Below are 18,452 nucleotides of genomic sequence, written 5' to 3'. Positions count from 1 at the left end.
AGCGACGCTCCTCGACTCGCTCGACCGGCCTGGGACCCTCGGTCCCCTACTCCTCCGGACCGCCCGGATTGCAGCGGCTCGAGATCATCTCCTCGGGCGACACCACGGGACGGTTCGGTTCGATGTTCCAGGTCGGCTTGTCCGGCTGGACTATGCGGGCGAACGTCCAGTGACAGTCGAACTGCGCCTTCATCCCCGGGGTGTCCGCGCCCGGATCGAGTCGAAGGACCTCGCGCCACGCCTCGTCGCCCGCCGTCGGCGACTGCACCCTCCGGCCGTTGGGAGTGGGGGCGATCTGCAGGCTCGGTCCCACTTCGGTCTGCACCCAATCGGCCGACGCGATGTACGGCGGCGGAAGCACCGGCGTCGGGGCGCTGCTCGTGACCGAGGACGAGGCCGTGACCCGGGTCGGGGTCGAGTCCGAAGGCGACACCGCCGACTCGTTCCCGCCGGAACATCCCGCGAGCGCGATCGCGGCGGTGCACGTCACCGCCGCGATCATCGCGGGACGTCTCACGAAGGCTCCCCCAGATGAATTCGGTCCCATGCCTCGCGGCGGTCCCGGTCGGGATCGATCTCCACGCGCGTCGGATCGTCCAGCACCATCACCCTGCGATCCTCGCGCGTATAGCGCGGCCAGTCCGGTGCGGGCACGCCGGTGCGCGCGAACCAACTCCACATCGACTGCATCGTCGCGGTGATCCGCTTCGTCGACCCCCAACTGCCCGCGGCGGCGAGACCGACGCCGATCGGATCCCGGTACGTGCCGAACACCGCCAGCAGTTCAGTCGCGTGGGTCGCACCGATTCCGGTGGCCTTCAGCAGCAGCGGCGCGTAGTCGAAGCGGTACACGTACGTGGGCGCGTGGTCACTGTGATACCCGGCGAACCGGATCGTCGGGGTCCAGAACGTCGCATCGGCAGCGATCATCACATCGCGGCGCTTGACCGGATAGAGGTTCTGCAGCAGATCGGCGTCGCCGGTGTCGCCGAGCCCCACGAGTGCCTGGTCGCTGTCGGGAAGGATGTTCCAGAACCGGGCGAACAGTTCGCCCTCGTCTTTGTTGTTGCCGATGATGGTCGGGACCGAGATGGTGTTGCCGTCGCGCGCCGCGTCGAGCGGATGCTGCGGGAGATAGTCGCCGTCGACCACCGGGGCGAAGGGAATCGGGTCGGTGAGCCGGGCACCGCGGGTGAAGCCGATCAGCTTGTTGCCCGCGCGCAGCAATTCGGTCGCTGTGGCGCCCCCGAGGACGCGTGCCACCAGCGCCGGATCGTGAGGCGGCTCGTCGCGCTCGGGCCCCTTGCGCCGGGTGGGATCGATCAGTATCCGGACGAACTCGTCGGCGAACAGTCGCGCATTGTCCTTGCTGACGATCAGGTCCGGGGCAGGGCTCTGCGAGATTGCTCCCGAGAACAATCCCTTCGCGGACGGCGTGGACAGCAGCGTGAGCACCGCCGACCCGCCCGCGCTCTCACCGAACACCGTCACCCGCGACGGATCCCCGCCGAACGCGGAGATGTTGCGCTGCACCCACTCCAGACCGGCGACCATGTCGCGCAGCCCCACGTTGGCGTCGAACGGCCGCTCGTCGGTCGAGTACTCGCTGAAGTCGAGGAATCCGAGCGGACCGTAGCGGTAGTTCACCGTCACCACGATCACGTCGCGCGCCCGAGCGAGGTACGCGCCGTCGTAGATCGGCGTCGACGTGCCGCCGAGGATGTAGGCACCGCCGTAGTTGAACACCATCACAGGGCGCGGCGTAGCCGAGACGGTCGACGGCGCGAAGACGTTCAGGGTCAGACAATCCTCGCTGCGCGGCTGGAACTTACCGGCCCCGCGCGCCGTGAAGAGCTTGTCCTGGATCGGTGCGGCCCCGTAGTCGTAGCACTCGAGTACCCCCGGCCAGGGTGTCACCGGGCGCGGTGCCCGCCACCGGTGCTGCCGCACGGGCGGCTCCGCGAAGGGGATGCCCCGCCATGAGATGGTGCCGCGACGCGCTCCGCGACCGCGCTTGCCGTCGACCGCACCGTCGAGGGTCTGAACCACAGTGTCCATTACTGCCATGGCGTCGACCCTAACCCGAGCGTCGTCATTACCATTGACACCGTGGGCCTCTCTTCTCGCGTCATCGATCTGAACGCCGACCTCGGCGAGGGGGTCGGCGACGACTCGGCGATGATCACCCTGGTGACGAGCGCGAACGTCGCGTGCGGCTTCCATGCAGGCACTCCGCGCGAACTGTTGGCCACCTGCCGCGAGGCGGCCGCCGCCGGCGTGCGGATCGGCGCGCAGGTCTCCTACCCGGACCTGTCCGGGTTCGGCCGCCGTTTCATGGACCTCGCCCCCGACGACCTGTTCGCCGACATCGTCTATCAGATCGGCGCTCTGCGGGCGCTCACCGAATCCGTCGGCGCCACCGTGGAATACGTGAAGCCGCACGGCGCGCTCTACAACGCGGTGGTGCATCACACGACGCAGGCCGGCGTCGTCGTCGAGGCGGCGGCCGCGTCCGGCCTCCCCCTCATGTGCCTGCCCGGATCGGAGGTGGAACGGATCGCCGGCTCAGCGGACGTGCCGGTCATCCGCGAGGCCTTCGCCGATCGCGGCTACACCCCCGAGGGCACGCTGGTGCCCCGGTCCGAGCCCGGTGCCCTGCTCACCGATCCGGCCGAGGTGGCCGCGCGAGTGCTCGAGCTGGCGGAGACCGGACGGATCACGGCGATCGACGGCACGGTGGTGGAAGTGGTCGCCGACTCGGTGTGCCTGCACGGCGACACCCCCGGCGCGGTGGAGCACGCCCGTCGTGTCCGCGCCGCGCTCACACGCGCCGGCGTCGACGTGCGCGCTCGGTGAGAACCCCCGTACCCGCCGACAGCGCCCGCGGGGTGGCCGCGGGATTCGGCGCCTACGCGCTGTGGGGCCTGTTCCCGATCCTGTTCGACGCGATGCTCCCGGCCGGTCCGTGGGAGATCCTCGCCAACCGCATCCTGTGGACGCTCGTGCTGTGCGCCGCTATTCTCGCCGTGCTGCGCGACTGGTCGTGGATCGCGCCGCTGCGCCGACGACCCCGGCTGATCGCCGGCGTCACCGCCGCCGCCCTGCTCATCGCCACCAACTGGGTCGTGTACGTCGCAGCTGTCACCTCCGGCCACACCAGCGACGCCGCCCTCGGCTACTTCCTGAATCCGATCGCCACCGTGGCCCTGGGCGTGGTGCTGCTGCGGGAACGCCTGCGGCCACTGCAATGGGCGGCGGTGGCGGTCGGCGTGGTCGCGGGCGGCTATCTCACCTTCGCCGCGGGCGTGTTTCCGACCACGGCGCTGGCCCTGGCCGCGTCGTTCGCCCTGTACGGGCTGGTCAAGAAGAAGGTCGGCGACACTCTGCCCGCGCTTCACGGACTCACCTTGGAGACGGCGATACTGGCGCCGGCCGCGGCCGTCATCCTGGTGGTCGTCGCATTCACTCCGGCCGGTCTCACGTTCGGTGACGGCGTCGGGCACACCGGCCTGCTGGCGTTCTCCGGCGTCGCGACCGCGGTGCCGCTGCTGCTGTTCGCCGCTGCCGCCCGTCGCATCCCGCTGGTGACCGTCGGGCTGATCCAGTTCGTCACACCGATCATGCAGTTGCTGTGCGCGGTGCTGATCCTCGACGAACACCTGCCGCCCGAACGCTGGATCGGATTCGCGATCGTGTGGGTGGCGCTGGCGCTGCTGGCGACCGACAGCGTCCTCAGAGCTTGGTGGAACCGGCCTTCTTCGCCTCGCGCGTGATCGAGGACCAGGCCTCGCTTCCCCAGGTCCGCGCCGCGGCGGCCCATTCGCGTCCCCTCCGCACCATCGGGCCGGCCTCGGCGGGGATCTCGCCGGCCGGGATCCGATCGCGACCGGGGTGCATCTCCACGGTGAGGAAGGCCGCCGCCACCGCGAGCACGGTGGCGATCAGCGCGAGCCCGCCGAGCACGCCGCTGTCGGACATCTCGACGGCCAGGTACCGCGTGGCCAGAAGCAGCCCGGAGAAGGCCGCGGTGCCGAAGACGACCACCGCGAGCCGGTGACGCGACCAGCCCAGTTCGGGGCGGGTGAGCGCCGCCTCGAGCGTGAGGGTGAAGATCGCTCCGGCGAGGACGTCGATCGCGTAGTGGAAGCCGAAGCCGAGGGTCGCGCCGGTGGTGCAGATCAACCAGAACGTGCCGAACACCTTCGACAGCACCGGACCCCGCCATCCGTGCAGAAAGATGCACATCGCCCATGCGGTGTGCAGGCTCGGCATGCAGTTCCGTGCCACGCTCTGGTTGTAGTAGTGCGCCGCGGGATCGCCGATCACCGGCAACTGCTGCGGCCACACGTCCTGCCAGTCCGCGCCCAGCAGCTCATGACCGAAGGCGTAGGTGGGGCCGACGACGGGGAACAGGAAGTAGATCACCGGACCGATCAGCCCGATCAGCAGGAAGGTCCGCACGATGTGATGCCGCGGGAAGCCGTCGCGGGCGCTGTTGCGGAGTTGGAAGAAGGCGATCACCGCCGCGGCCACCGGTAGGTACACGTAGACCTTGCTGAGGACCTCGGTGAGCCACGGGGTGCCGGAGACCACCGAGCCGATCGCCCACGACGGGCTGCCGAGGGCCCGGTCGGCGAGTTCGACGTATTCGTCGAGCACGTTCGGGTTGGCCCGGCTCGACAGCACCAGCCACACGTCGCCGACGCGACCCATCACGATCAACAGCAGCCCGAGGCCCACCGCCTTGAGAGTTCCGGCCCGCTCGCGCCCGTGCAGTCGCCATCCCGCGAAGGCGGCCGTGCCGATCAACGCGAACAGGATGCCGTTCCCGACGGTCGGGGCGTTGCCGACGATCAGACGCTGCGTGTTCCAGGCGAGTTCGAGTGCGACGGCCGCGCCCACCACGGGCAGTCGCATCCGCGACGGCATGCACACGAGCGCGAGCAGCATGCCCGCGATCTTGATCTCACCGATCTGCGGCCGTCCCACCAGATCGGTGGCGAGGAGATCCAGCGGTCCGCGCAGGTGGTTCACCCGAGCGACGACCTCGATCAGGATGACGAACCCGACCAGGATTCCGACGACGAGCGCCCAGACACGGCCCGAGAACTCGAGACGGCGCCCCGAACGCAGCTGCGCCCACATCGACCGCAAGGAATCCTCAGCAAACATTCCTTACACGTTAGTAAACGAATACTTAACAGTAGGAATCAGAGTGACGCAATCGTCATTCAACCGAACGAACGACGTGACCCGCAGCACTCAGCCGACGCGGCGTTGCCTGGCGAACTCCGCCAGGACCACACCTGCCGCGACTGAGGCGTTGAGGCTCTCCACCTCGCCCGCGATCGGGATCGACAGGATCGAGTCGCAGTTCTCGCGAACCAGACGCGACAGCCCCTTGCCCTCCGAACCGACGACGATCACCGTGGGGCCCGTGCCGTCGTAGTCGTCGAGCGAGACGTCGCCGCCCGCGTCGAGTCCGACGATCTGGGCGCCCTTCTTGGCCCAGTCGAGCAGGGTGCGGTTCAGATTCGGCGTGGCCGCCACCGACATCCGGGCCGCAGCACCCGCGCTGGTGCGCCACGCGACGGCGGTCATCCCCGCGCTGCGCCGCTGCGGGATCACCACACCGTGTCCGCCGAACGCGGCCACACTGCGGATCACCGCACCGAGGTTGCGCGGGTCGGTGATGTTGTCGAGCGCCACCAGCAACGGCGCCTGCGGCGCGGCGAGGGCATCCGCCATGAGATCGTCCGGGTGCGCGTACTGGTACTCCGGCACCTGCAGTGCGAGCCCCTGATGCAGCCCGTTCGGCGACATCCGGTCCAGTTCCGGCTTCGCGACCTCGAGGATCGAGATCCCGCGGTCTCCCGCGGTGTGCACCGCCTCCTTGACGCGCTCGTCGGCGTCCACTGTCGTCATCACATACAGCGCGGTGGCGGGCACCCCGGCACGCAGACATTCGACGACCGGGTTGCGGCCCACGACGTACTCCGGACCGCCGTCCTCGGACTTGCGGTGATTTCGACGCCCCGCGGCCTTGGCCGCGGCCTTCGCCTTCTTGTGAGCGGGGTGGTAGGTGCGGTCGACGGCCTTCGGAGTGGCTCCGCGGCCTTCGAGACCGCGCCGGCGCTGCCCGCCGGACCCGACGACCTGGCCCTTCTTGCTTCCGGCCTTCCTGGTCGCCCCGCGACGCTGTGAGTTTCCGGCCATCAGTGTTCCTTCGATTTGAGCGCCCACTGGGCGCCGTCTGGGGTGTCGGTCACTTCGACGCCGGCTGCGGCGAGCCGGTCGCGGACCTCGTCCGCGGTGGTCCAGTCCTTGGCGGCGCGGGCCTGCGCCCGCCGGTCCAATTCTGCCTTGACGAGCACGTCGAGCGCAGCGTGAGCGTCGTCATCGACGCCCTCGGCGGCCCAGTGCGGGTCGAGCGGATCGGTCCCGAGGACCGCGGTCATGGCCCTCACCTGCGCCGCGATCTGCCTCGCGCGGCCACCGTCGCCCGACTCCAGGGCGGTGTTGCCGTCGCGGACGGCGTTGTGCACGGCCGCGAGCGCGGCCGGAACTCCGAGGTCGTCGTCCAGGGCGGCGGCGAAGTCGTCGTTCACCTCGCCGACCTCGACGTCGCCGACGCGTTCGGCGACGCGATGCACGAACGACTCGATACGCCGATAGCCGGCCGCGGCCTCGGCCAGCGCGCCGTCGGAGTACTCGAGCATGGACCGGTAGTGCGCGCTCCCGAGGTAGTAGCGCAGTTCCACGGCCCGGGCCCGCTCCAGCATCGCCGGGATGGCGACCACGTTGCCGAGCGATTTGCTCATCTTCTCGCCGCTCATCGTGACCCAGCCGTTGTGCAGCCAGTACCGAGCGAAGCCGTCGCCGGCACCGTGGCTCTGAGCGATCTCGTTCTCGTGATGCGGAAAGATCAAATCCATTCCGCCGCAATGAATGTCGAACTCGGCACCGAGCAGCGAGGTCGCCATCGCCGAGCACTCGAGGTGCCAGCCGGGACGCCCGTCGCCCCACGGCGTCGGCCACGACGGCTCCCCGGGCTTGGTGGCCTTCCACAGCGTGAAGTCACGGGGATCGCGCTTGCCGGTGCCCGCGCTCTCACCCTGGTGTACGTCCTCGAGCCGGTGGCCGGAGAGGCTTCCGTAGTCGGGCAGACTGCGCACGTCGAAGTAGACGTTGCCGTCGGCGGCGTACGCGTGACCGCGCTCGATGAGACGCTCCATGTACTGCACCATCTGGGTGATGAAGCCCGTGGCACGCGGCTCCGCCGAGGGCGGCAGCACACCGAGGGCGTCGTAGGCCCGGGTGAACTCCCTCTCGTGCGTGGCCGCCCATTCCCACCACGGACGGCCCGCTTCGGCGGCCTTGTTCAAGATCTTGTCGTCGATGTCGGTGACGTTGCGGACGAAGAGCACGTCCAACCCGCGGTAGGCGAGCCACCGCCGCAGCACGTCGAACGCGATGCCGCTCCGGACGTGACCGATGTGGGGAACGCCCTGAACCGTCGCACCGCACAGGTACACCGATGCCGTTCCGGGACGAAGGGGAACGAAGTCGCGAACCTCGCGGGCAGCCGAGTCGTAGAGGCGTAGAGTCACGGCCTGCGATTCTACTTGAGGGCCAGCAGTGCGGTGGCCACCGCCGCGATGCCCTCGCCGCGTCCTGTCAGACCCAGTCCGTCGCTGGTGGTGCCGGAGACCGAGACCGGTGCCCCCAGCAGATCGGACAGCACCCGCTGGGCCTCCGCACGACGCGGCCCGACCTTCGGCCGCTCCCCGATGATCTGCACCGAGGCGTTCACCAGAGCGAAGCCCGCCTCGTCGAGAAGGCCGCGGACGTGGCCGAGCATCGCCGCGCCGGTGACCCCGGACCACTCCGGTCGCCCCACGCCGAAGACCGCGCCGACATCGCCCAGCCCGGCGGCCGAGAGCAGTGCGTCGCAGAGTGCGTGAACGCCGACGTCGCCGTCGGAGTGCCCCGAGCAGCCGTCGGCGTCGTCGAAGAGCAGCCCCAGCATCCAGCAGGGTCGGCCGGCCTCGATCGGGTGGACGTCGGTCCCGACGCCGACGCGCATGTCCATCGCAGACACTCAGTGCTCCTGTGCGGTGATGAGCCTGGCCAGTGCCAGGTCGAACTGGGTGGTCACCTTGAACGCCATCGCGTCACCCTGGATCACTCGAACCGGGATGCCCAGGGCTTCGACCAGTCCGGCGTCGTCGGTGGCGTCTGCCTGTGCGTCGTGCGCCCGGCGCAGTACCTGTGCGGTGAAACCCTGCGGGGTCTGCACGGCACGCAACTCCGACCGGTCGGGAGTGTCCCGCACCAAGCCGTCGGCGTCGACCCGTTTGAGGGTGTCGGCGACCGCGATTCCCGGGACCACCGCGTCGGCGCCGCCCCGGAGCGCGGTGACCACCGAGGCGAAGAGTGCCGGCGGGGTTAGAGCCCGGGCCGCATCGTGCACCAGGATCAGTTCCGCGTCGGGCACGGCCGCCAGACCGGCCCGGACCGAATCGCTCCGCTCGGCTCCGCCCGGCACCACGACGGCGTCCGGGACGAGCGCCGCGGCGCGGTCGAGCAGTTCCGGAGGTGCGGCCACGACGATGACGTCGACGACGCCGGACCTGCGTGCCGCCGAGGCGCTCAGCTCGAGCAGCGTGACGCCGTCGAGCTCGACGAACGCCTTCGGCACGGTCTCACCGAGACGTGTACCTCTTCCCGCTGCCGGGATCAGTGCGGCTACCGGGCCACTGCCTGCTGTCAGGACGCCGCAGCCAGGATCTCGTCGAGCATGCTGTCGGCCTTGGCGTCGTTGGTGTGCTGTGCGAGCGAGAGCTCGTCGACCAGCACGCGCCGGGCCCGGGTCAGCATGCGCTTCTCGCCTGCCGACAGACCGCGGTCCTGCTCGCGGCGCCACAGATCGCGGACGATCTCGGCCACCTTGATGATGTCGCCGGAGATCAGCTTCTCCTGATTGGCTTTGAATCGGCGGGCCCAGTTGGTGGGCTCCTCCGTGTGCGGTGCGCGCAGCACCTGAAAGACCTGATCCAGACCCTCCTGGCCGACCACGTCGCGCACACCGACGTAATCGAGCTTGCTGGACGGGATCTGAACTGTCATGTCACCGTCGGCAACCTTCAGGACCAGGTACTCGATCTCTTCACCCTTGATGGTCCGAATGACGATGTCTTCGACTCGAGCAGCACCGTGATGGGGGTATACAACGGTGTCGCCAACTTTGAAATTCAATGTCCACTGCCCCTTTCGAATGTAACCAGTCTAACACGCGAGGGCCGACAGCCTTCTCCAACGGTGCAGGTCAACCGAGGTGCAAGCAGGTGAACGACGGTATTTGCGCCCCGCCTGCCACCTTCGGGAAGCACAGTTGCACGCCTGAACCGAACGGCCCGGCGCTAATATCATCGGGACAATCTGGCGACCCGGGCGAACTTTTCCCGGCCTCGCCAACTACGCTGCGTAGTGAGAGTTCGCATCACCGGCGGACAACGCGACGACCACCCCGGAGGAAATGGTGTCAGTGCTCAATCGGTCCACCCGCCGTCTGGCCTCGGCCGCCGCTGTCGGCGCGCTCGGCATCGCGATCGCCCTCGGCACCACGGCCTGCGGTGCGGGAAAGATCTCGCAGACCGCGAATCAGGAGCCGGCGGTCAACGGCGCGAGCGGATCCATCACTCTGACCCCGTCCGAGTACGACGGCCAGGAGATGTCGAACGGATCGATCGCGATCCGCAATGCGCATGTGCTGTACCCGGTCTCGAAGGCCGACCAGATCTTCGGCGACGGCGGACCGTTCGCCCTCGCGTTCAACATCGCCAACGACAGCCCCACTCGCGTGGTCAAGCTGCAGAGCGTCTCGGCGAAGACCGGCAACATCAAGCTGACGCCGCCGACCTCGACCACCGGCGGCGACCCCGCCTCCATCGCCCCCGGAAAGGCCCTGCTGGCCGGACAGCCGTCCGGCTCGGATCCGGATCTGGCCGCCGGAGCGGACAGCCGCTGGACGGTGGAGCTCACCAACGCCGGCGACACCGTCGCCGCCGGTCTGACCGTCCCGATCACCTTCAACTTCGCCGTCTACGACCTGGGCGGCAAGCAGGTCGAGACCGTGTCGACCACCGTCGACACCCCGGTCGACGGCGGCACGCTCAACGAGCGCCAGGACGTAGTCCGCGACGTGCAGGGCGAGAGCGAGCACTGAGCCGCACCGAACTCCTCACAGCGGCGCCCCGGTCACTCGACCCGGGGCGCCGCTCTTGTCGTACCGGTCGCCTACAGTGTCTGCGTGGCCGGACGGACCGGGTGACGAGCGCGTCGGCGGACAGGGGAAGACATGGCTAAGACCCGATCGGTGTTCCGCTGCTCCGCATGCGGTCACCAGGTGGCGAAGTGGTTCGGCAGATGCCCCGAGTGCGGCGAATGGGGAACCATCGCCGAATCGGCGCCGGCGGCCGCCGCCTCACGCACCGGCACCACGTCGGTGGCACCGTCCAGTCCGGCCGTCCGCATCACCGAGGTGGTCTCCGGAGCGGTGGGCTCATGCCCCACCGGCATCGCCGAGTTCGACCGCGTGCTCGGCCGCGGAGTGGTCCCCGGTTCGGTGATCCTGCTCGCGGGCGAGCCCGGGGTCGGCAAATCGACACTCCTGCTCGAAACCGTGAAACACTGGGCGGCGCAAGGCAAGACGGCCCTGTACGTCACCGGGGAGGAGTCGGCCGGCCAGGTCCGGCTTCGCGCCGAACGCACCGACGCGGTGCACGAGAACATCTACCTGGCGTCGGAGACCGACCTCGCGACGGTGCTCGGACACGTCGAGGCGGTGGCGCCCACCCTGCTGATCGTCGACTCCGTGCAGACGATGGTCGCGACGGGCACCGACGGCGTCACCGGCGGTGTCACGCAGATCCGGGCGGTCACCACCGCACTGGTCTCGCTCGCCAAGACGAGCGGAATCGCCGTGATCCTGGTCGGTCACGTCACCAAGGACGGCACCGTGGCCGGTCCCCGCTCACTGGAGCATCTGGTGGACGTGGTGCTGGCCTTCGAAGGCGACCGCCACTCGTCGCTGCGGATGATCCGGGGCATCAAGAACCGATTCGGCCCCTCCGACGAAGTCGGCTGCTTCGAGCAGCGGTCCGACGGCATCCATCAGGTCAGCGACCCGTCGGGCATCTTCGTACACCACCACGAGTCCGATGTCGCGGGCAGCGCCGCCCTGGTCGCGATGGACGGCCGCCGCGCCCTCGTCGGCCAGATCCAGGCGCTGCTCAACGACACCCAGATGACCTCGCCCAGGCGCGCGGTCTCCGGTCTGGACTCGGCGCGTGTGGCGATGATGCTCGCCGTCGCCGAGAAGCACGCGGGCATCAAGGCCAGCACCAAGGAGGTCTACGCCTCCACCGTCGGCGGGATGAAAGTCACCGAGCCGGCCGCCGACCTGGCGATCTTCCTGGCGCTCTACTCGTCGCACCACAACGTCGCGGTACCGTCGTCGACCGTCGCGATCGGCGAGGTCGGCCTCGCCGGCGAGGTCCGCCGTGTGTCGTCGGTGGGCCGCCGAGTCGCCGAGGCCAAACGGCTCGGGTTCGGGCACGCGATCATTCCCGCCGGAACGCAGGACGAGGATCTGCCGCGCGGAATCCGCATCAGCCGGGTCAACAACCTCCTGGAGGCACAGTCGGCGGCGACGGCGCGGTCGGACTACGCTCAGGCCCCGTTCTGATGCCCTGAGGGATGCACCGCGCGATCGCGGTATCCGGCGAAGTGCTTCTCGAGATCGATGGCGATGAACAGCCCGTGCGCCGCGGCGACGGGCTCCTGGGGATCGCCGAGATGGGCGACGGCGCGCGTGTAGACCTTGCGGCGCACGCCCCCGAGGATCTCACCGGTGAACTGCACGGTGGAGCCCAGCGGAATCGGCTTGGCGTAGTCGATCTCCAGGTGCCCGGTCACCACCGGCATGCGGAGCAGCAGCGGCGAGGTTCCCATCACCTCGTCGAAGGCGGTGGAGAGGAGTCCGCCGTGGATCACGCCGGGACCGCCCTGCATCCAGTCCTCCACCTTCATCGATGCGGACACCGTGAGCCCCTCGCCCGCGATCACGTCGATTCGCAGGCCCACCGGCGCGTCGGCGCCGCATCCGAAACACATACTGTGATGCAGGTTGATTCGACGGCCGGGCGACGTCGCCTTCGGGTCGCGGGACAGTGGCTCGATGTCTGCGGGCAGCACGAATGAGGTCTTCACGTACCGCTACCCTAGTTCAGGTGACCGACACCGTTATCCCCGAGTCCAGCCGCGCCGAGCAGATCCGTTCCGCGCTCCGCCGCGTGGCTCCGGGGACCGGGCTTCGCGACGGACTCGAACGCATCCTCCGCGGCGGCACCGGCGCGCTGATCGTCCTCGGATACGACGACGACACCGAGCGGCTCTGCGACGGCGGTTTCCACCTCGACATCGAGTTCGCCCCCACCCGTCTGCGCGAACTGTCGAAGATGGACGGCGCCGTGGTGCTCTCCGACGACGGCAAACGGATCGTGCGCGCCAACGTCCAGCTGATGCCCGATCCCACCATCCCCACCGAGGAGTCGGGCACACGGCACCGCGCCGCCGAGCGGACCGCCATCCAGACCGGGGTCCCGGTGATCTCGGTGAGTGCGTCGATGTCGATCGTGAGCGTGTACGTGGGCGGGCAGCGTCGCGTCGTCGAGAACCCGGACGCCATCCTCTCGCGCGCCAACGTCGCGCTCACCACGCTCGAACGCTACAAGTCTCGCCTCGACGAGGTCAGCAGCCAGCTCTCGCGCGCGGAGATCGAGGACTACGTGCTGCTGCGCGATGCGATGAGTGCCGCCCAGCGGATGGAGATGGTCCGACGCGTCTCGGTCGAGATCGACGAGTACGTCCTCGAACTCGGAGTCAACGGCAGGCAGGTGTCGCTGCAGTTGGAGGAGTTGATCAACGACAACGACACGATGCGCGAACTGCTGGTGCGCGACTACCACGCGAGCCCGGAGCCGGCCAGCACCGAACAGGTGCGCCAGATACTCGAAGCGGTGGAGTCGCTCTCGGACGCCGATCTGCTCGATCTGACGATGGTGGCCGGGGCCTTCGGCTACCCGACCTCGCTCGAGGCCCAGGACACCGCGATGAGCCCCCGCGGCTACCGTCTGCTGGCCCGCATCTCCCGCCTGCAGTTCGGCCACATCGACCGGCTCGTCCGTCATTTCGGCACCCTGCAGTCGCTGCTCGCGAGCAGCGCAGCCGATCTTCAGTCGGTCGAGGGCATCGGGAGCATCTGGGCCCGGCACATCCGGGAGGGGCTCTCGCGGCTCGCCGAGAGCAGCCTCGAACGGTTCGACTGACGTCGGATCGCTACTGCTGTGCGGGTGCCTGCGCCGGAGCGACGAAGTTGAACGTGATCGGCGCCGACTCGCGCTCGGCCAGCTTCGCGGTGGCCTGGTAGCCGCCCGCCGCCACCTGGACGCGCTTCTTGGTGCATCCGGGATTGCTGGTGGTGCCCGACCAGGTGATGGTGTCGGTGACCTGCTGGCCCGGCGCAAGAACCTGGATGTTCACGCCTTTGTCCGGCGCGCAGTCCTGCGCCGACCACAGCGTCCGGCTTCCGTCCAGCGTGCGGACGATGACGTTCTGGGCGGCCTTGCCCACGTCGCGCGAACAGGCGGCGAGTCCGCCGTTGGTGGTGACGATCGTGAAGACCGGCTGGTCGCCGACGGTGTATGTGGGCTTGTCCGTGTAGAGCACCACCGACAGGCTCTGGTCGGAGCATCCGGGAGCACCGGCGTCCGCGGCGGGTGCGTCGGACTGCTGCGCGGGCGCGGGGGCGGGAGCCGAGGGCGTGGCACTCGGATCGCCGCCCTGGCCGTGCTCGCCTCCGCCGCTTGGCGCCTCACTGCTCGGCGGGGCGCTCTCCACTGCGGTCGAAGGCGCCGCGGGCTCGGTCGAGGACTTCGCCGCGGCGTTCTTCGAGTCGGGGGTGCTGTCGGAACCGCCGCTGAGCCAGACGATCAGGAGGATGACCACAACGATCGCGACGACCGCCCCGACGCCGGCGACGAGGCGCCGGCGCCAATACACCTCGGGCGGCAGTGGTCCTTGCGGTTCAATCACGCCCTCAACGGTATCGCCGCTCCCCTGTCAAGAGCAGCGAGGCCGTCCGGCGTGTCGTCGATTCCGCCGACCGAGGGCTCACTCGCCGATGTCGCCGATCACCTCGACCATCTCGACCTGACCGTCTTCGAGACGGTACGTGAGGCCGACGACGGCGAGCGTCCCCTTCTCGACCCGGTCGGCGATGATCTGGCTGCGGTCCATCAGCAGATGCACCGTCTCCTTCACGTGCCTGCCGATGAACCCGTAGTAGTCGTCGATGCCCTCGGCGCGTCCGGCCAGAATGCTCGGCATCACCTTCTCGACGATCGTCCGCACGTAGCCGTTCGGGAGGGTGTTGTTGTCGAGGGACTCGAGCGTCGAGCCGACGGCACCGCAGCTGCTGTGGCCGAGCACCACGATCAGCGGAACATTCAGAACGTCGGGGCCGAACTCGATGGTTCCGAGAACCGCTTCGTCGAGCACATGGCCGGCGGTGCGGACCACGAACATGTCGCCGAGCCCCTGGTCGAAGATGATCTCCGCGGCCAGCCGCGAGTCGCCGCAGCCGAACAGAACCACGTGCGGCTTCTGGCCGGAGACCAGAGCGGCCCGCTGGTCGCTACTCTGGTTCGGATGAATCGACCCCCCACCGACGAAACGCTCGTTGCCTTCTTTGATGACCTGCCATGCTTGCGCGGGGGTTAAGTTCTCCATGAGCGCAAGTATGCCACCGCGCGATGTACTCGATTGGTTCACCCGTGCCCGTCGACCGCTGCCGTGGCGCGAACCGGGCATACCCGGCTGGCACATTCTGATCAGCGAGATCATGCTCCAGCAGACTCCAGTCGCGCGCGTCCTCGAGCCCTGGCAGGAATGGGTGCGGCGGTGGCCGGTTCCGTCCGCGATGGCCGCCGAGACCACCGGAGAAGTGGTCCGCGCGTGGGGCCGGCTGGGGTATCCCCGGCGCGCGATGCGGCTCCACGAATGCGCGGGCGTCCTGGCCGCCGAGCACGGCGACGTGGTCCCCGACGACGTCGACACCCTGCTCGCGCTGCCGGGGATCGGCGACTACACCGCCCGCGCCGTCGCGTGCTTCGCCTACGGCCGATCGGTCCCGGTGGTCGACACCAACGTGCGCAGGGTGATAGCCCGCGCGGTGCACGGCCGGGCGCAGGCCGGAAATCCCGCCAAGCGCGATCTGGCGGAGGCCGCGGCACTGTTGCCCGACGACGGCACCGCGCCGACGTTCTCGGCCGCGGTGATGGAGCTCGGGGCGCTCGTGTGCACTGCGCGCAACCCGCGGTGCGAGGAATGCCCCCTGCTCGGCAGCTGCCGCTGGGTGGCGCGCGGACGACCCGCCCACGACGGTCCCCCGCGTCGCACCCAGAAGTTCGAGGGCACCGACCGCCAGGCCCGCGGACGGCTCCTCGATGTGCTGCGCAGCGGTCGCGGCCCCGTCGAACGCGCCCGCCTCGACCTCGCGTGGACCGCCGACCCCGCCCAGCGCGACCGCGCGCTCGACTCACTGCTCGTCGACGGGCTCATCGAGGTCAACGACGACGGATTGTTCTGCCTAGCCGGCGAGGCCTGACAGGAAGGCCTCCACCGCGCCCCGGTACACGCCGGGGCGGTCGTCGTGAACCAGGTGCCCGGCGCCGGGAACTCGCAGATAGGCCGACTGCGGGTACCGCGCCTGACCGCCGCGGACGGCCATGTCTGCCATCTGCCCGGGCGGCGTCACGGAGTGCTCCGCCTCCACCAGCAGCGCGGGCACGTCGACCGCCTCCCACTGCGCCCAGAAGTCTCTGGTGCCCCACTCCTCGGCTATCGCTGCCCAGACGGGGATGCTGCCGTGGAGGCGACCGTCGTCGAAGGCCTCGTAGAAGTACCGGCCGGCGACGTCTCCGAACATCGCGACCGCCTCGTCGAGCCCGGCGAATCGTTCGGGCCAGCTGTCGAACCACGGGGCCCAGTCGCCGGTGGTGCGGCCGCGGAAATCCGGCGCCATGTCCTCGACCACGATCGCGCTCACCAGTTCGGGGAACTCGGCTGCCGCGCACCACGCGTGCAGCCCGCCCATCGAGTGACCCACGAGTACGGCGGGTCCGCGGTCGATCCAGGTGATCACCTCTCCGACGTCCGCGACGAACCGCTCGGTGGCGATGTCCTCGGGCGCGGGCGGGCGCGAATCGTCGAACCGGCCCTGATGGTAGGCGGCGTCGAAGGTGAACACTCGTCCGTAGCGGCGCAGCCAGGGAATCTGACGGCTCCAGGTGCGTCCGCGGCCCATCAGTCCGTGCAGCAGAACGATCGCCCCGAGCCCGCCCTCGTCCCTGTCGAGGCCGCCGTAGTCCAGGAGTCCATTCACGACTCTCGACCCTAATCCGGCGGGCGGTTCGTCAGTAGGCTGGACGGCATGGCAATTGTGAAGATCAACGCGATCAAGATCCCCGAAGGCGCCGGCCCCGAACTGGAGAAGCGCTTCGCCGCGCGTGCGGGAGTGGTGGACGAGGCCGAGGGATTCCTCGGTTTCCATCTGCTGCGTCCGGTCAAGGGCGAGGACCGGTACTTCGTCGTCACGCATTGGAAGGACGACGCGAGCTACCAGGCGTGGGCCGGTGGCGATGCCCGCGCCGCGCACAAGAGCGACCGCAAACCCGTCGCCACCGGAGCCGACCTCCTCGAGTTCGAGGTCGTGATCGAGGTCGAGCCGAAGTCCTGACGGATCGTCACGCACACGTCTTTCGCGCCAAGACGCTGGCAGTGATTTAGAACGTGTTCTAGTATCGAGGAAATAAGGTTTCCCGATACTAGGAGCACGTATGACCGAGCCCATCGAGACCACCCAGCTCTACATCGGCGGGAAGTGGGTCGCACCGCATTCCTCGCAGATTCTCGAGGTGTTCTCGCCCGCCACCGGCGAGAAGGTGGGCTCGGTCCCGCTGGCCGACGAGGTCGACGTTGACAACGCCGTCCGCGCCGCCCGCGAAGCGTTCGACTCCGGCGTGTGGCGCAACACGCCGCCGGCCCAGCGAGCTGCGGTGATCCGTCGGGCAGCGGAGCTGATCAATGAGCGCGGCGGCGAGATCTGCGCCCTCGTCTCGGCCGAGATGGGCGCCACTCCCGGCGACGTCGCGACCCTGCAGCAGCTGGCCGGGACCGGGGTCCTGAACGCCTATGCGGACGCCGCCGACGCATACGAATGGGAGGAGAAGCGGACCGGCCTGTTCGGCGAGAGCCTCGTGGTCCGCGAGCCCGTCGGGGTGGTCGGTGCGATCATCGCGTGGAACGTCCCGCTGTTCCTTTTCTGCAACAAGTTCGGCCCCGCTCTGGCGGCCGGCTGCTCCATCGTGCTCAAGCCCGCCCCCGAGACGCCACTGAACGCGAATCTCCTGGCTGAGATCTTCACCGAGGCGGGCATTCCGGAGGGCGTGATCTCCGTGGTACCCGGCGGCATCGAGACCGGCCAGGCGCTCGTCGATCACCCCGACGTCGACAAGATCACGTTCACCGGCTCCACCGCGGCGGGCCGCGCCATCGCCGGACGCTGCGGTGACCAGCTCAAGCGCTGCTCGCTGGAACTTGGAGGCAAGTCCGCGGCCATCGTCCTCGAAGACGCCGACATCGCCGCCAGCGCGCCGATGCTCGTCTTCTCGGGCATCCTGAACTCCGGCCAGGCCTGCGTCGCACAGACGCGCGTGCTGGTCCCCCGCAGCAAGCACGACGAGGTGGTCGACGCGATGGTCGCGGTTGCCTCCACCTTCACCCCGGGACTGCCCGACGACCCGGAGACGAAGGTCGGCCCGATCATCAACGACAAGCAGCACGCCAAGGTCACCGGCTACATCGCCAAGGGCAAGTCGGAGGGGGCCACCGCCGTTCTCGAGGTGCCCGCACCGGAGATCGGCACCGGCAACTTCGTCGGTCCCACCATCTTCACCGGCGTCACCAACGACATGACGATCGCCCGCGAAGAGATCTTCGGTCCGGTGATCAGCGTGATCGCCTACGACGATCTCGACGAGGCCATCGCCATCGCCAACGACTCCGACTACGGCCTCGCGGGCTCGGTCTGGACCACCGACATCGACAAGGGTGTCGAGGTCGCCAAGCAGATCCGCACCGGAACGATGGGCATCAACTGGTACGCGATCGACCCGTCGTCGCCCTTCGGCGGCTACAAGAAGTCCGGCATCGGCCGAGAGAACGGCCGCGAAGGACTCGAGAGCTACCTCGAGCACAAGGCCATCCTCATGCCGATGGGTTACACCTCGTAGCGCTCCCTCCCAAGAGCCGGCGCCCGCCTCCGAATC

Annotated in this window: 20 protein-coding genes; 8 read left to right on the top strand and 12 right to left on the bottom strand. The window is 69.0% G+C overall.

What is annotated here, in order from left to right; all coding sequences use genetic code 11:
• Window positions 1–46: 46 nt before the first annotated feature.
• Both ACK8HH_RS02690 and ACK8HH_RS02685 read right to left on the bottom strand, forming a co-directional pair.
• Entirely contained in the window at window positions 47–502 is a 456-nt protein-coding gene (locus tag ACK8HH_RS02690; RefSeq protein ID WP_375004170.1) for a DUF2599 domain-containing protein, read from the bottom strand.
• A gap of 11 nt (window positions 503–513) precedes the next feature.
• Window positions 514–2,067 (bottom strand): carboxylesterase/lipase family protein, encoded by a 1,554-nt coding sequence (locus ACK8HH_RS02685; RefSeq protein ID WP_006894277.1) that lies wholly within the window; start codon window positions 2,065–2,067, stop codon window positions 514–516.
• 42 nt (window positions 2,068–2,109) lie between these two features.
• On the opposite strand from ACK8HH_RS02685, the gene ACK8HH_RS02680 reads away from it, so the two are divergent.
• Window positions 2,110–2,856 carry a LamB/YcsF family protein gene (locus ACK8HH_RS02680; RefSeq protein ID WP_375002970.1) on the top strand — a complete coding sequence of 249 codons (747 nt, stop codon included), beginning with the start codon at window positions 2,110–2,112 and terminating at the stop codon, window positions 2,854–2,856.
• Window positions 2,853–3,773 (top strand): EamA family transporter RarD, encoded by a 921-nt coding sequence (gene rarD, locus ACK8HH_RS02675; protein ID WP_278126059.1) that lies wholly within the window; start codon window positions 2,853–2,855, stop codon window positions 3,771–3,773. The genes ACK8HH_RS02680 and rarD overlap by 4 nt, the downstream gene beginning before the upstream one ends.
• Here the strand turns inward: rarD and ACK8HH_RS02670 are convergent.
• The 6 genes from ACK8HH_RS02670 to ACK8HH_RS02645 form a co-directional block, all read right to left on the bottom strand.
• Entirely contained in the window at window positions 3,733–5,172 is a 1,440-nt protein-coding gene (locus ACK8HH_RS02670; RefSeq protein WP_412475521.1) for a DUF5933 domain-containing protein, read from the bottom strand. The genes rarD and ACK8HH_RS02670 overlap by 41 nt on opposite strands.
• Window positions 5,173–5,262: 90 nt before the next feature.
• Window positions 5,263–6,216, bottom strand: a complete 954-nt coding sequence (rlmB, locus tag ACK8HH_RS02665) for a 23S rRNA (guanosine(2251)-2'-O)-methyltransferase RlmB (protein WP_062366286.1) — start codon at window positions 6,214–6,216, stop codon at window positions 5,263–5,265.
• Window positions 6,216–7,610: a cysteine--tRNA ligase gene (cysS, locus tag ACK8HH_RS02660; RefSeq protein WP_412475520.1), complete on the bottom strand. Its 1,395-nt coding sequence runs from the start codon at window positions 7,608–7,610 to the stop codon at window positions 6,216–6,218. Before cysS ends, rlmB begins: the two co-directional genes overlap by 1 nt.
• Window positions 7,611–7,621: 11 nt before the next feature.
• Window positions 7,622–8,086 carry a 2-C-methyl-D-erythritol 2,4-cyclodiphosphate synthase gene (gene ispF, locus ACK8HH_RS02655; RefSeq protein WP_412475709.1) on the bottom strand — a complete coding sequence of 155 codons (465 nt, stop codon included), beginning with the start codon at window positions 8,084–8,086 and terminating at the stop codon, window positions 7,622–7,624.
• Window positions 8,087–8,101: 15 nt separating this feature from the next.
• On the bottom strand, window positions 8,102–8,773 hold the full coding sequence (gene ispD / locus ACK8HH_RS02650) for a 2-C-methyl-D-erythritol 4-phosphate cytidylyltransferase (RefSeq protein ID WP_375004172.1): 672 nt from the start codon (window positions 8,771–8,773) through the stop codon (window positions 8,102–8,104).
• The gene (locus ACK8HH_RS02645) at window positions 8,770–9,258 is read right to left on the bottom strand and encodes a CarD family transcriptional regulator (RefSeq protein ID WP_006894267.1); all 489 of its coding nucleotides are present in this window, start codon (window positions 9,256–9,258) and stop codon (window positions 8,770–8,772) included. Before ACK8HH_RS02645 ends, ispD begins: the two co-directional genes overlap by 4 nt.
• Before the next feature lie 280 nt (window positions 9,259–9,538).
• Between ACK8HH_RS02645 and ACK8HH_RS02640 the strand changes: the two genes are divergently transcribed.
• Together ACK8HH_RS02640 and radA are read left to right on the top strand one after the other, a co-directional pair.
• Complete coding sequence (locus tag ACK8HH_RS02640; RefSeq protein WP_062366282.1) at window positions 9,539–10,228, top strand: hypothetical protein; 690 nt, start codon at window positions 9,539–9,541, stop codon at window positions 10,226–10,228.
• 132 nt (window positions 10,229–10,360) lie between these two features.
• Entirely contained in the window at window positions 10,361–11,749 is a 1,389-nt protein-coding gene (gene radA / locus ACK8HH_RS02635; RefSeq protein ID WP_006894264.1) for a DNA repair protein RadA, read from the top strand.
• Here the strand turns inward: radA and ACK8HH_RS02630 are convergent.
• Window positions 11,734–12,273 carry a PaaI family thioesterase gene (locus ACK8HH_RS02630; protein ID WP_006894262.1) on the bottom strand — a complete coding sequence of 180 codons (540 nt, stop codon included), beginning with the start codon at window positions 12,271–12,273 and terminating at the stop codon, window positions 11,734–11,736. The two genes, radA and ACK8HH_RS02630, sit on opposite strands and share 16 nt — an antisense overlap.
• A 20-nt stretch (window positions 12,274–12,293) precedes the next feature.
• Here ACK8HH_RS02630 and disA point away from each other — a divergent pair, with 20 nt between their 5' ends.
• A complete protein-coding gene (gene disA, locus ACK8HH_RS02625; RefSeq protein WP_006894261.1) occupies window positions 12,294–13,391 on the top strand; it encodes a DNA integrity scanning diadenylate cyclase DisA in 1,098 nt (365 codons plus the stop codon).
• A gap of 10 nt (window positions 13,392–13,401) precedes the next feature.
• Here disA and ACK8HH_RS02620 read toward each other — a convergent pair whose 3' ends face one another.
• Both ACK8HH_RS02620 and ACK8HH_RS02615 read right to left on the bottom strand, forming a co-directional pair.
• On the bottom strand, window positions 13,402–14,157 hold the full coding sequence (locus ACK8HH_RS02620; protein WP_045536848.1) for a hypothetical protein: 756 nt from the start codon (window positions 14,155–14,157) through the stop codon (window positions 13,402–13,404).
• Between the two features lie 78 nt (window positions 14,158–14,235).
• Window positions 14,236–14,853 (bottom strand): carbonic anhydrase, encoded by a 618-nt coding sequence (locus ACK8HH_RS02615; RefSeq protein ID WP_006894259.1) that lies wholly within the window; start codon window positions 14,851–14,853, stop codon window positions 14,236–14,238.
• Here ACK8HH_RS02615 and ACK8HH_RS02610 point away from each other — a divergent pair.
• Window positions 14,852–15,730, top strand: a complete 879-nt coding sequence (locus ACK8HH_RS02610) for an A/G-specific adenine glycosylase (RefSeq protein WP_045536846.1) — start codon at window positions 14,852–14,854, stop codon at window positions 15,728–15,730. The two genes, ACK8HH_RS02615 and ACK8HH_RS02610, sit on opposite strands and share 2 nt — an antisense overlap.
• Here the strand turns inward: ACK8HH_RS02610 and ACK8HH_RS02605 are convergent.
• Window positions 15,713–16,507, bottom strand: a complete 795-nt coding sequence (locus ACK8HH_RS02605) for an alpha/beta fold hydrolase (RefSeq protein WP_045536844.1) — start codon at window positions 16,505–16,507, stop codon at window positions 15,713–15,715. The two genes, ACK8HH_RS02610 and ACK8HH_RS02605, sit on opposite strands and share 18 nt — an antisense overlap.
• Window positions 16,508–16,555: 48 nt before the next feature.
• Between ACK8HH_RS02605 and ACK8HH_RS02600 the strand changes: the two genes are divergently transcribed.
• Window positions 16,556–16,861, top strand: coding sequence for an antibiotic biosynthesis monooxygenase family protein (locus ACK8HH_RS02600; RefSeq protein WP_045536843.1), 306 nt, complete (start codon window positions 16,556–16,558; stop codon window positions 16,859–16,861).
• A 100-nt stretch (window positions 16,862–16,961) separates the two neighbouring features.
• A complete protein-coding gene (locus tag ACK8HH_RS02595) occupies window positions 16,962–18,416 on the top strand; it encodes an aldehyde dehydrogenase (RefSeq protein WP_412475519.1) in 1,455 nt (484 codons plus the stop codon).
• Window positions 18,417–18,452: the final 36 nt, after the last annotated feature.

Origin of the sequence: Gordonia sp. LUNF6 (assembly GCF_047041125.1) — a bacterium.
GTDB classification, from domain to species: domain Bacteria; phylum Actinomycetota; class Actinomycetes; order Mycobacteriales; family Mycobacteriaceae; genus Gordonia; species Gordonia sihwensis.
The sequence above is the reverse complement of the archived record's forward strand: the minus strand, read 5'-3'. Positions and strand labels throughout refer to the sequence as shown.